The sequence below is a fragment of the Mixta sp. Marseille-Q2659 genome (genome assembly GCF_940807255.1).
In the GTDB taxonomy this organism is placed as follows: domain Bacteria; phylum Pseudomonadota; class Gammaproteobacteria; order Enterobacterales; family Enterobacteriaceae; genus Mixta.
This window is the reverse complement of the sequence record NZ_CALNWY010000003.1, coordinates 149,595-162,577: the sequence shown is the minus strand read 5'-3', so window position 1 is coordinate 162,577 and position 12,983 is coordinate 149,595. Positions and strand designations below refer to the sequence as shown.

Genomic DNA, 12,983 nt, shown 5'->3' with positions numbered 1-12,983 from the left:
CAGGAAAAGCGCGGGCAGCCATTTAATAAAAAGCCTGAACGATAAAATGTCTGTAGCGAGGTGGATATGTTTATCCTGGAAACGCTGAATTTTGTTGTTGATATTCTAAAGGTCCCTTCGGTGCTGGTGGGCTTAATTGCGTTAATTGGCCTGGTGGCACAGAAAAAAGCTTTTTCTGACGTGGTTAAGGGCACGATTAAAACTATTCTCGGCTTTATTGTTTTAGGCGGCGGCGCGACGGTATTGGTGGGCTCATTAAATCCACTAGGCGGCATGTTTGAACACGCATTTAATATCCAGGGGATCATTCCCAATAACGAAGCGATTGTTTCAATCGCGCTGGAAAAATATGGCGCCTCGACCGCGCTGATTATGGCGTTCGGCATGGTAGCGAATATTATTGTCGCGCGATTTACGCGTCTGAAATATATCTTCCTGACCGGACATCACACGTTCTATATGGCCTGTATGATCAGCGTAATCCTGACCGTGGCGGGTTTTGGCAGCGTAGGGTTGGTGTTTACCGGTTCGCTTATTCTGGGGCTGGTGATGGCGTTCTTCCCGGCGCTGGCGCAGCGCTATATGAAGCGCATTACTGGAACGGATGATATCGCTTTTGGTCACTTCGGCACGTTGGGCTATGTGCTGTCCGGCTGGATCGGCAGCAAGTGCGGTAAAGGCTCCCGTTCTACGGAAGAGATGAACCTGCCGAAAAATCTGAGCTTCCTGCGCGATAGCTCTATTTCTATCTCTCTGACCATGATGATTATTTATCTGATTATGGCGGTGAGCGCTGGCAGAGAGTATGTCGAAAGCCAGTACAGCGGCGGCCAGCACTACCTGGTTTACGCCATCATTATGGCCATCACCTTCGCGGCGGGCGTATTCATCATTCTGCAGGGCGTACGCCTGATTCTGGCGGAGATCGTGCCCGCCTTTACCGGATTTTCCGAAAAGCTGGTGCCCAATGCGCGTCCCGCGCTCGACTGTCCGGTTGTCTATCCATACGCCCCCAATGCGGTGCTGATCGGCTTTCTGTTCAGTTTCCTCGGCGGGCTGGTTGGGCTGTTCCTGCTGGGGCAGGTCAAGCTGGTGCTGATTTTACCGGGTGTAGTGCCGCACTTCTTTACCGGCGCGACGGCAGGCGTGTTCGGCAATGCGACCGGCGGACGGCGCGGCGCGATGATTGGCGCCTTTGCCAACGGGCTGCTGATCACCTTCCTGCCGGTTCTGTTGCTTCCGGTGCTGGGCGCCATCGGTTTTGCCAATACCACCTTCTCAGACGCGGACTTTGGCGCGATCGGCATTGTGCTGGGTAATCTGGCGCGCTATCTGCCGCCGCTAGCTATTACCGGGCTGGTTGTTGGGCTGTTCGTATTGCTGGTGGCGTACAACCTGTTGGCGAAAAACAGAACACCAGACGGTAACACGCAGCAAAATAGCGGAGCTAAATCATGAATGTGAAAGAAGTCACACAACTGGCGCGCGAGATCCGCATCGCCACACTTAAATCACTGACGCAACTTGGTTTCGGACACTACGGTGGCAGCATGTCGGTAGTAGAAACGCTGGCGGTTCTCTATGGCGCAGTAATGAAAATCGACCCGGCAAACCCGGACTGGCCGGAGCGGGATTACTTCGTATTGTCGAAAGGTCACGCGGGGCCAGCACTCTACAGCACCTTAGCTCTTAAAGGCTATTTTCCGCAGGAGGCGTTAAGCACGCTGAACCAAAACGGCACCCGGCTGCCCAGCCACCCGGATCGGCTGAAAACCCGCGGCGTGGACGCCACTACCGGATCGCTGGGGCAGGGGATCTCTATCGCTGGCGGCATGGCGCTGTCGCACCGGCTGGCGGGGCGTCCGAATCGGGTGTTCTGTATCGTTGGGGATGGCGAACTGAACGAAGGTCAGTGCTGGGAGGCATTCCAGTTTATTGCTCATCACCGCCTCAACAACCTGACGATATTCGTCGACTGGAATAAACAGCAGCTTGATGGCGAGCTGGACGAAATTATCTGCGCGTTCGATCTGGCGGGAAAATTCCGCGCTTTCGGCTTTGATGTGGTGACTGTAAAAGGCGATGACATTGCCGGACTGCTGGAGCAGACGCTGCCGGTTCCGCCAGCGGAGGCCCCTCCTCGCGTCATTATTCTCGACAGCATTAAAGGGCAGGGCGTGCCGTATCTGGAGCAGCTGAGCAACTCTCACCACCTGCGGCTGACCGAAGAGATGAAACAGACGCTGAACGAGACCATTCGCCAACTGGAGGCTGTCCATGATTAAGGTTGCACCGGCAGGACAAAAAGATGCTACGGAGATGCGCAAAGTGTATGCCAGCTTCGTTGCGGCACAGATTGAAGCGGGAAGCCCGATTATCGCCCTTGAGGCGGACCTGATGAGTTCAATGGCGATGGACGGCGTGGCGCGCGCGCATCCAAAGCACGTAATCAACTGCGGGATTATGGAGGCCAACGTTATAGGCACGGCCGCCGGGCTGTCGCTGACCGGACGTAAGCCCTTTGTTCATACCTTTACCGCCTTTGCCAGCCGTCGCTGCTTCGACCAGCTGTTTATGTCGCTGGATTATGCGCGCAACAACGTTAAGGTTATCGCGTCCGATGCGGGCGTTACCGCCTGCCATAACGGCGGCACCCATATGTCATTTGAGGATATGGGCATTGTGCGCGGGCTGGCGCACTCGGTGGTGCTGGAGGTGACTGATGCGGTGATGTTTGAGGATGTGCTGCGCCAGCTTATCGATCTTGACGGCTTTTACTGGGTGCGCACCATCCGTAAGCAGGCGCCGAGCGTTTATGCGCCAGGCTCAACCTTTACCATCGGCAAGGGCAACGTGCTGCGCGAGGGTGAGGATATTACACTGATTGCTAACGGCATTATGGTGGCAGAAGCGCTGGAGGCGGCGCGCCAGCTGGAGCGCGAAGGCGTCAGCGCGGCGGTTATCGATATGTTTACCCTGAAACCCATCGATCGCATTCTGGTGAAAAATTATGCTGAGAAAACCGGACGTATCGTGACCTGTGAAAATCACAGCATTCATAACGGGCTGGGATCGGCGGTCGCAGAAGTCCTGGTGGAAACCTGTCCGGTGCCGATGCGGCGCGTGGGTGTGAAAGAGCGCTACGGTCAGGTCGGTACGCAGGAATTTTTACAGAAAGAGTATGGCCTGACGATGCAGGATATTGTCGCGGCGGCGCGAGAGTTACTCTGAGAAAAGCGGGAATAAGGCTAATAAAAAAGGCGGGAATTCATCCCGCCCTTTTTTTACCAGGATTTAGTCACGTTTGGTTGGACGCTGATGGCTCAGTACCTCACGCGGCTGAGTACGACGACCTACCATACCCATTACGCCGGCCAGAATGGCTTCAATAATCAGCATAAAGAAGGCAAACCAGCTGGCTTTCGCAGTGGCGGCGGCGGCTTTATCCGCTGCTTCACGCGCTTTCTGTTCCGCCTGCTGTTTTAACTCATTATATTTCTGACGAGCCTGCTGATAGCTTTTCTCTGTCTGATCGACAATCTGTTCCGCTTCAGCATCGGTTTTTCCGGTACGGGCTTTAATAATATTTTTCAGCGCGTCACGGTCGGCAGCCTGTAAAGTATCCTGGTTGCTGTTAATTAATCCTTTAACCCAGTTGGCAATATCAGTATCGGCGTTTTGCGGATTATTGGCCGTAGCCTGTGCCTGATTCTGTGCGCTGTCAGCGGCATTCTGCGCATCATTTTGCAGATTTTCCGGCTGGAGTTCAGGTTTACCCGTCTGGCGCAGCGTGGTTTCTAATTCATTCTGCAAATCATTCAGGTTAATGCCGCTCTCCTGCAATTTATCCTGCGCCATTTGTTTTGCCTGCGGCGCAACGGCTGAAATGCTGCTACCGATAACGTTCAGGCCTGCACCCATGACGTTCATTGCACCATGCATGGCCGAGTTCACCAGCATTACCGCCAGCCACAGACTAAACAGCGTATTTACGCCAAACATCAGCAGGCCATGCAGCATTCCTTCGCGTTGGGCCAGCCGTCCGCTCACCCAGGCACCCACGGCGATTGAAACCAGCATGCTGATGCCGGTCCAGATAGCCGCGCCGGTACCAATGCCGTCCAGCGGATTTTGTTCTTTCATAGGATCGATGCTGGTGGTACCAATTGCCGTACCCAACAGTGTTAATAGCAGATGAATTAATATCGCAGCGATAACGCCGGCAAAGATAGCGCTCCATGAAATGCGCTTCAGCGGTACACCATTCACCGGTTCCACCCAGGCCGTATCATGCCGGTTGCGGAGATGCTCAGGATGTTCACTCATAATATTGACTCCCTATCTTTATCTTTTAACCCGTTGCCACAGAATTAATTTTTCAACATGCGTGAAAAATAGCGATACCTCTTATTTCAGGTAATTTAAGGCTAGTAGGGAATGCAGATTTGACCAAAATAATTTTAAGGTTTGTGACAGGAAAATAAGCGAAGCGGCAAGCGGCTATTTATTTCTTTAATATGAAAATGCGCGGTTTCGCTTATTTTTTGTAAGGGCTTATCAAAGCCGCTTCGCTTATTTTTTATGATGGAACGGCGAAAAGGCTATATTTTAAAGTGGGTTATAATGCTGACAGTTTCATAGTGAAATCTTTGGTAATGCTGCCAACTTACTGATTTAGTGTATGATGGTGATTTTAAGGTGCTTGCGTGGCTTCCATTTCCATCAGATGTCCTTCCTGCTCCGCTACTGAAGGCGTGGTGCGTAACGGCAAAAGCACTGCCGGACATCAGCGCTATCTCTGCTCTCATTGCCGTAAAACATGGCAACTACAGTTCACTTACACCGCCTCTCAGCCCGGTACGCACCAGAAAATCATTGATATGGCCATGAATGGCGTCGGATGTCGCGCCAGTGCACGCATTATGGGCGTTGGCCTCAACACGGTTTTACGTCACTTAAAAAACTCAGGCCGCAGTCGGTAACCTCGCGCATACAACCGGGCAGTGATGTGATTGTCTGCGCTGAAATGGACGAACAGTGGGGCTACGTCGGTGCTAAATCACGTCAGCGCTGGCTGTTTTACGCGTATGACAGGATACGGAGGACGGTTGTGGCGCACGTCTTCGGTGAACGCACTCTGGCCACACTGGAGCGTCTTCTGAGCCTGCTGTCGGCCTTTGAGGTCGTGGTATGGATGACGGATGGCTGGCCGCTGTACGAATCACACCTGAAGGGAAAGCTGCACGTTATCAGCAAGCGTTACACTCAGCGCATTGAGCGACATAACCTGAATCTGAGACAACATCTGGCAAGGCTGGGACGGAAGTCACTGTCGTTCTCAAAATCGGTGGAGCTGCATGACAAGGTCATCGGGCATTATCTGAACATAAAACACTATCAGTAAGTTGGAGTCATTACCAAATCTTTCAAGGTTGTCCGCCTTATTTTAAAACTGAAAATAAGAACCAGGGTAAAAAGAAAACGCCCTGGACAGAGAAAACAGGTGATTAGTGGAAATAAAAAAGGCGGCCTCAGCCGCCTTTAACAGGTCATACAGAATTAGCTCTGCTGTTCTGCCGCCTGTGCTGCCTGAATAGCGGTCAGAGCGATGGTATAAACAATATCATCAACCAGCGCGCCACGAGACAGATCGTTAACTGGCTTACGCATGCCTTGCAGCATAGGACCAATGGAAATGAGATCTGCGGAACGCTGTACCGCTTTATAAGTGGTATTACCGGTATTCAGATCCGGGAAAATAAATACCGTTGCGCGACCGGCAACCTGAGAGTTCGGCGCTTTGGATTTTGCCACGTCTTCCATGATCGCCGCGTCATACTGTAGCGGACCATCAATAACCAGATCCGGGCGTTTTTCCTGCGCAATGCGCGTTGCTTCACGCACTTTCTCAACGTCGCTGCCTGCGCCTGAGTTACCGGTGGAGTAGGAGATCATCGCCACGCGCGGCTCAATGCCGAACGCCGCGGCAGAATCCGCTGACTGAATAGCGATTTCCGCCAGCTGTTCCGCGGTCGGATCCGGGTTGATCGCGCAATCGCCGTAAACCAGCACCTGCTCCGGCAGCAGCATAAAGAATACGGAAGACACCAGCGAGCTGTTCGGCGCGGTTTTAATCAGCTGTAACGGCGGACGGATAGTGTTAGCAGTGGTATGTACCGCACCGGAAACCAGGCCGTCTACCCGATCGCGTTCCAGCATCATGGTGCCCAGCACCACGTTATCCTCCAGCTGTTCCTGCGCCACAACTTCGGTCATGCCTTTGTTTTTACGCAGCTCAACCAGGCGGGCGACATAATCATTACGCGCCTCTTCCGGGTCGATAATCTCAATGCCTTCGCCCAGTTCGACACCTTGCGCCGCCGCCACGCGTTTAATTTCATCCGGGTTACCCAGCAGAACGCACTGCGCAATGCCGCGTTCGGCACAAATAGCCGCCGCTTTAACGGTACGCGGCTCATCGCCTTCCGGCAGCACGATGCGTTTGCCCGCTTTGCGCGCCAGCTCGGTAAGCTGATAGCGGAAAGCCGGTGGGGAAAGACGACGGGTGCGCTCTGAAGCTGCGGTCAGGGATTCAATCCAGTCGCTGCTGATATGGCTGGCGACATATTCCTGCACTTTCTCAATGCGCTGGGTATCGTCGCTGGGCACTTCCAGATTGAAACTCTGCAGGCTGAGCGAGGTTTGCCAGGTATTGGTATTCACCATAAATACCGGCAGGCCGGTCTGGAAGGCGCGTTCGCAAAGTTTACGAATACGCTCATCCATTTCATAACCGCCAGTCAGCAGAATTGCGCCGATTTCAATGCCGTTCATCGCTGCCAGACAGGCCGCGACCAGTACGTCAGGACGATCCGCCGAGGTCACCAGCAGCGAGCCCGGACGGAAATGCTCCAGCATATGCGGCAGGCTGCGCGCGCAGAAGGTGACTGATTTAACGCGACGCGTCTGAATTTCGCCTTCATTGATTACGCGCGCGTTCAGGTGACGGCACATATCAATGGCGCGGGTAGCGATCAGATCGAAGCTCCACGGAATGCAGCCCAGTACCGGCAGCGGGCTGTTAGCGAACAGCGCCTTCGGATCGATATTGGCGACGCTGGCTTTGGTGGAGTCATCAAAGATTTCTGACAGATCGGGACGGGTACGTCCCTGTTCGTCAACCGGCGCATTCAGTTTGTTGATGATAACGCCGGTGATGCTTTTATTTTTGTTGCCGCCAAAGCTACTTTGCGTCACTTCGATACGCTCTTTCAGCTGTGCCGGCGAATCGTTGCCCAGCGCGGTAACAAAAATAATTTCCGCATTCAGCGTTTTCGCGATTTCATAGTTAAGCGCGTTGGCGAACTGATGTTTGCGGGTTGGCACCAGGCCTTCAACCAGCACCACTTCGGCATCCTGGGTATTGGCATGGTAGCGGGCAATAATCTCTTCCATCAGCACGTCCTGCTGGTTAGAACCCAGCAGGGATTCAACGCGCGACATCAGCAGCGGCTCAGCGGCGGGAATGGAGGAGTTTTTACGGATAATAGTGGTGGTCTGGTCAGGCGCATTGCCGCCGGCACGCGGCTGTGCGATGGGTTTGAACACGCTGAGGCGAACCCCTTTGCGCTCCATCGCCCGGATGACGCCGAGGCTGACGCTGGTCAGGCCGACGCTGGTGCCGGTAGGAATAAGCATAATGGTACGTGACACAGTAAACCTCTCAGGTATTTCAGGGGTGTCAAAACAACTCCGTCAGCCTGGGCTGACGGAGAGAGTCTTATGCGGTAAGGCGCGCGGCGTCGCGAGCGATAACCAACTCTTCATTGGTTGGAATCACCAGCGCCGGACGGGTGCCTTCTTTATTAATAAAGCCTTCCTGACCGAAACGTGCCGCCAGGTTACGCTCATGATCCACTTCAAAGCCCAGCAGCGCCAGCTTCGCCAGCGACAGTTCGCGCACCATCGCTGCGTTTTCACCGATACCGCCGGTAAATACGACGGCGTCCAGGCGGCCATCCATCATCGCGGTGTAAGAGCCGATATATTTGGCCAGGCGATGGCAGAAGACGTTCATTGCGCGTTTCGCATCGTCTTTAGTGGTGAAATTTTCTTCCACGTAGCGGCAGTCGCTGGTTACGCCGGTCAGGCCCAGCAGGCCCGATTCTTTGGTCAGCAGCTTGTTGATGGCGTCAATGTTCATGCCCAGCGTATCGTGCAGGAAGAAAATGATCGCCGGATCGATGTCGCCGCTGCGCGTGCCCATCACCAGACCTTCGAGCGGCGTCAGACCCATGGAGGTGTCCACGCACTTGCCGTTGCGAATCGCAGAGACAGAAGCACCATTGCCCAGGTGGCAGGTGATCACGTTCAGCTCTTCGACCGGTTTGTTCAGCATACGTGCTGCTTCAACTGAAACATAGTAGTGGCTGGTACCGTGGAAGCCGTAGCGACGAATGCCGTGTTCTTTATACAGATTATAAGGCAGGGCGTAGAGGTAAGATTCTTCAGGCATCGTCTGATGGAAAGCCGTATCGAAAACCGCTACGTTTTTATCAGAAAGGTGCGGGAAGTTTTTCAGCGCTTCATCGATACCGATCAGATGCGCCGGGTTATGCAGCGGAGCAAAAGGCGAAGCCTCCTTAATATCCTGCACAATCGCATCATTAATGACCACGGACTGAGTCAGCTTTTCACCGCCGTGAACGATACGATGACCGATTGCAGCAATTTGTGCCGACAGCTCAGGTTTTTGTGCCAGAATGTTTTTAACAATGAAGTTCAGGGCTTCGCTGTGGGCAGCGCCCGCACCCAGCTCAGCTTCCTGCTTGGAGCCGTCCAGTTTCCATTTAATGCGCGCTTCGGGCAAATGGAAGCATTCGGCCAGACCTGACAGGTATTCTTTCCCATCCGCCGGGTTGATGATGGCAAACTTAAGAGAAGAACTACCGCAGTTCAGAACCAGTACTAACTTACTCGACATGGAAGTACCTATTAGTCAAAAGTGGCTAAAAAAAACGCAATCAGTCTATCATCCTAAAGTATGAAAGCTGGTACATTAATGATTATCATCATACTGCCAGCAAAAAGTTATCCGACAGCAAAAAAAGACGGTAATTTTACGTAAAAATTTGAAAGCTGCATGGCTTTCAGTGGCTCGACCTCGGAATAATAGGGATCGGCCTTGCTGGAGGCGTAAAAAAACGCGCTCAGAATAACGGCGCTCCCACGTAAAAACAAAATTTTTTGAATGATGTCACATAAAGTTGTTTCGTTGCTTAAATTTTTTAAATCTTGCAAAAGAAGTTGAGGTGAGCCATGGCAAATGAATCCAGCGTCGGTTGGTTTAAAACATTCCAGCTTGGACAGCACTACATGAAAACATGGCCGAACGATAAACGCCTCGCGCCGGTTTTCCCGGAAAACCGCATCAGCAGCGTAACGCGCTTTGCCATACGCTTTATGCCGCCATTGGCCATCTTCACATTAACCTGGCAAATTGCGCTGGGCGGGCAGTTAGGCCCGGCGGTTGCTATCGCGCTGTTTGCCTGCAGCCTGCCGATGCAGGGACTGTGGTGGTTAGGCCGCCGCTCCGTTACGCCGCTGCCGCCCGCGCTGCTTAGCTGGTTTCATGAAGTGCGCGAAAAGCTGCAACAGGCAGGGCAGGCCATCGCCCCGGTTGAAGGGAAGCCAACCTATCAGGCGCTGGCGGATCTGTTAAAACGCGCGTTTCGTCAGCTGGACAATACCTTCCTCGACGATCTTTAACGCTATTACGGGTTGCTGAAAATTTTTTCACGGCAACCCGGCTTAAATCAAAGAAAGGCGGGCTTGCGATACCGCCTTTTTTTATGCTGTGCGATTCTTGAACATCCTTTTTTTGCCGTGATACAGGAGTTGAAGATGGACATGACGCACGCTCAGCGCTTAATTCTTTCCAATCAGTACAAATTAATGACCCTGCTTGATCCCGACAACGGTGAACGTTATCGTCGGCTGCAAACCATTATTGAACGTGGCTACAGCCTGCAAATGCGTGAGCTGGACCGCGACTTCGGCGAGCTAAGCGAAGAGGTTTGCCGCACCATCATTACGATTATGGAAATGCATCATGCGCTGCGGGTTTCCTTTGAAAATCTGAAAGAAAATGCCGACATTGATGAGCGGCGGTTACAGTTTTTGGGCTTTGACGCGGCAACGGAAGCGCGCTATCTGGGCTATGTACGTTTTATGGTGAATACAGAAGGGCGCTACACCCATTTCGATGCCGGAACGCACGGCTTTAACGCTCAAACGCCCATGTGGGAAAAATATCAAAGTATGCTTGCCGTCTGGCAAACCTGCCCGCGACAGTATCACCTGTGCGCGACTGAGATTGCGCAAATCATTAACGCATAAGAAGGAAACGCAAGTGAAGTGTAGAGGTTTTTTGTTTGATCTGGATGGCACACTGGTCGATTCATTACCGGCCGTGGAGCGCGCATGGAGCAACTGGGGAAAACGTCACGGCATCGAGGCGGACGAAATCCTGGGTTTTATTCATGGCAAACAGGCCATCACTTCACTGCGTCACTTTATGCGCGGCAGCAGCGAAGAGGAAATTCAACAGGAGTTCCGCCTGCTGGAGCAAACCGAAGCTGAAGATACTGACGGCGTAACGGCGTTGCCGGGCGCTTGTGAACTGCTGGAGCAGCTTAACGCGCTGGCAATTCCCTGGGCGATTGTTACGTCAGGCTCGATGCCGGTCGCTTCCGCGCGTCGTGAAGCTGCCGGACTGCCGCTTCCGGCGCACTTTGTTACCGCAGAGCGCGTAAAACGCGGTAAGCCGGAGCCGGATGCTTATTTGATCGGCGCAGAGTTGCTTGGTCTGCCGCCGACCGACTGCGTTGTGGTGGAAGATGCGCCTGCCGGCATTCTCTCCGGTCTGGCCGCCAACTGTGCGGTCATCGCCGTTAATGCACCGGCGGATACGCCGCGGCTGACCGAAACGGCCTTCCAGCTCACCACCCTGCAAGCGCTGCATATCACCAAAGCTGATGACGGAACGGTGGAAGTATTAACCCAAAGCTGATTGATTTAACCCCGCTATAGCGGGGTTTATTTTATGGCATGCTGCGCGCATTGAGGATTGAGCGGGTGCGGGACAGGCTGTGAATAATCAACTTCTGTGGGTCATCGGTTTGCTGGCGATCACCGTCTGGCTGTTTGCTTCCGGCAGGCTGCGTATGGATGTGGTGGCGCTGCTGGTTATCGTGGCGTTCGTGCTTAGCGGTACGCTAACGCTGCAGGAAGCCACCATCGGTTTTAGCGATCCTAACGTAATTTTGATTGCCGCTCTGTTTGTGATTGGCGAAGGCCTGGTACGTACCGGCGTGGCGTTGCAAACCGGCGAGTGGCTAATGAAAATCGCCGGCAATAGCGAAAGCAAAATGATCTTCTGGCTGATGCTGACCGTGGCCGGGCTGGGCGCCTTTATGAGTTCAACTGGCGTGGTGGCTATCTTTATACCGGTTGTGTTAAGCGTCGCCGCAAAAATCGGCTCCTCACCAGCGCGGCTGATGATGCCGCTCAGCGTGGCGGCCTTAATCAGCGGTATGATGACGCTGGTAGCTACACCGCCGAACCTGGTGGTTAACAGTGAGTTACAACGTGAAGGTCTGGACGGCTTCAGCTTTTTCGCAGTGACGCCCGTCGGGCTGGTTGTGCTGGTATTGGGCATCGGCTATATGCTGGTGGCGCGTTACTGGCTGGCCAGTTCCCCTTCTGACAGCGCGGCTGGCACTACACGCCGCCGCAATTTCCGCGACTTAATCCGTGAATACCGTCTTAGCGGGCGCGCTCGTCGTCTGGCGATTCGTCCTGAATCACCGTTGATAGGGCATCGGCTGGACGATCTAAAATTGCGTGAAAAACATGGTGCCAACGTGGTCGGCCTGGAGCGCTGGCGTAAATTTCGTCGCGTAATGGTTCCCGTAACCGGGGAAACGACCTTTCGTGCCGGCGACGTGCTGCTTATTGATATGTCGGCGGCGGAAATCGACCTGCGCCAGTTTTGCAGCGAACAGCTGCTGGAGCCGATGATACTGCGCGGCGATTATTTCTCCGATCGCGCACGTGACGTCGGCATGGCGGAGGTATCGCTGATCCCTGATTCTGAACTGCTGGGCAAAAGCGTGCGCGAGCTGGGTTTTCGCCAGCGTTACGGGCTAAGCGTGATCGGTATTCGGCGGCGCAATAGCATACTGGAAGGTGCGCTGGCGGATGAAACGTTGGAGTCGGGCGATATTCTGCTGGTTATTGGCGACTGGCGCCGCATTCAACAGCTACAGCAACAAAAACGCGATTTGCTGTTACTGGCGTTGCCTGCGGAAATTGATGAAGCGGTACCGGCGCACAGCCAGGCGCCTCATGCTTTGTTCTGCCTGGCGTTAATGGTGGCGTTAATGATCACCGACGTGATTCCCGGCCCGATTGCCGCCATTATCGCCTGTCTGCTGATGGGCAAATTCCGCTGTATCGATATGGAGAGCGCCTATAAAGCAATTCACTGGCCCGGTTTGATTCTGATTGCTGGCATGATGCCGTTTGCGCTGGCGTTACAAAAAACCGGCGGCGTAGCGCTGGCGGTGCAGGGTTTGATGGATATTGCCGGCGGCAAGGGCCCACATATTATGCTGCTCTGCCTGTTTATTTTGTGCGCCACCATCGGGCTCTTTATCTCCAACACGGCGACAGCGGTGCTGATGGCGCCGATTGGCGTGGCGGCAGCCCAGCAAATGGGCGTATCGCCTTATCCTTTTACGATGATTATCGCGATTGCCGCATCCGCCGCCTTTATGACGCCGGTATCTTCGCCGGTAAATACCCTGGTACTGGGGCCCGGCGGCTATCGCTTCGTTGATTTTGTCAAAATCGGCGTGCCTTTTACGCTGGTGGTAATGGTGGTCAGCGTCCTGCTGGTACCGCTGCTGTTTCCGTTCTGA

General features: G+C 53.7%; 11 protein-coding genes. 8 read left to right on the top strand and 3 right to left on the bottom strand.

What is annotated here, in order from left to right; all coding sequences use genetic code 11:
• Positions 1 to 66 precede the first annotated feature (66 nt).
• Genes P3C52_RS03910 through P3C52_RS03900 form a run of 3 tightly spaced genes read left to right on the top strand, consistent with a single transcriptional unit; the run spans position 67 to position 3,231 of the window.
• Entirely contained in the window at positions 67 to 1,458 is a 1,392-nt protein-coding gene (locus tag P3C52_RS03910; RefSeq protein WP_275553900.1) for a PTS ascorbate transporter subunit IIC, read from the top strand.
• Positions 1,455 to 2,285, top strand: coding sequence for a transketolase (locus P3C52_RS03905; protein WP_275553899.1), 831 nt, complete (start codon positions 1,455 to 1,457; stop codon positions 2,283 to 2,285). Before P3C52_RS03910 ends, P3C52_RS03905 begins: the two co-directional genes overlap by 4 nt.
• Positions 2,278 to 3,231 (top strand): transketolase family protein, encoded by a 954-nt coding sequence (locus tag P3C52_RS03900; RefSeq protein WP_275553898.1) that lies wholly within the window; start codon positions 2,278 to 2,280, stop codon positions 3,229 to 3,231. The genes P3C52_RS03905 and P3C52_RS03900 overlap by 8 nt, the downstream gene beginning before the upstream one ends.
• 63 nt (positions 3,232 to 3,294) lie before the next feature.
• Here P3C52_RS03900 and P3C52_RS03895 read toward each other — a convergent pair whose 3' ends face one another.
• Positions 3,295 to 4,326 carry a hypothetical protein gene (locus P3C52_RS03895; protein ID WP_275553897.1) on the bottom strand — a complete coding sequence of 344 codons (1,032 nt, stop codon included), beginning with the start codon at positions 4,324 to 4,326 and terminating at the stop codon, positions 3,295 to 3,297.
• 380 nt (positions 4,327 to 4,706) lie between these two features.
• Here P3C52_RS03895 and P3C52_RS03890 point away from each other — a divergent pair.
• Positions 4,707 to 5,404, top strand: a protein-coding gene (locus tag P3C52_RS03890) for an IS1 family transposase (protein ID WP_275553408.1) whose coding sequence is annotated in 2 segments (ribosomal slippage) — positions 4,707 to 4,956 and positions 4,956 to 5,404 — 699 coding nt in all. Because the reading frame shifts where the segments join, the coding sequence is not laid out codon by codon here.
• A 155-nt stretch (positions 5,405 to 5,559) separates the two neighbouring features.
• Here the strand turns inward: P3C52_RS03890 and pta are convergent.
• Positions 5,560 to 7,713: a phosphate acetyltransferase gene (gene pta / locus P3C52_RS03885; RefSeq protein ID WP_275553896.1), complete on the bottom strand. Its 2,154-nt coding sequence runs from the start codon at positions 7,711 to 7,713 to the stop codon at positions 5,560 to 5,562.
• A 67-nt stretch (positions 7,714 to 7,780) separates the two neighbouring features.
• Positions 7,781 to 8,983: an acetate kinase gene (gene ackA, locus P3C52_RS03880; protein ID WP_275553895.1), complete on the bottom strand. Its 1,203-nt coding sequence runs from the start codon at positions 8,981 to 8,983 to the stop codon at positions 7,781 to 7,783.
• A gap of 335 nt (positions 8,984 to 9,318) precedes the next feature.
• Here ackA and yfbV point away from each other — a divergent pair, with 335 nt between their 5' ends.
• The 4 genes from yfbV to P3C52_RS03860 all read left to right on the top strand — a co-directional run bounded on the left by yfbV (position 9,319) and on the right by P3C52_RS03860 (position 12,983).
• Positions 9,319 to 9,768, top strand: coding sequence for a terminus macrodomain insulation protein YfbV (gene yfbV / locus P3C52_RS03875; protein ID WP_275553894.1), 450 nt, complete (start codon positions 9,319 to 9,321; stop codon positions 9,766 to 9,768).
• A 135-nt stretch (positions 9,769 to 9,903) separates the two neighbouring features.
• Positions 9,904 to 10,398: a YfbU family protein gene (locus P3C52_RS03870; protein ID WP_275553893.1), complete on the top strand. Its 495-nt coding sequence runs from the start codon at positions 9,904 to 9,906 to the stop codon at positions 10,396 to 10,398.
• Between the two features lie 13 nt (positions 10,399 to 10,411).
• The gene (locus P3C52_RS03865; protein ID WP_275553892.1) at positions 10,412 to 11,071 is read left to right on the top strand and encodes a sugar phosphatase; all 660 of its coding nucleotides are present in this window, start codon (positions 10,412 to 10,414) and stop codon (positions 11,069 to 11,071) included.
• Between the two features lie 79 nt (positions 11,072 to 11,150).
• Entirely contained in the window at positions 11,151 to 12,983 is a 1,833-nt protein-coding gene (locus P3C52_RS03860) for an SLC13 family permease (RefSeq protein WP_275553891.1), read from the top strand.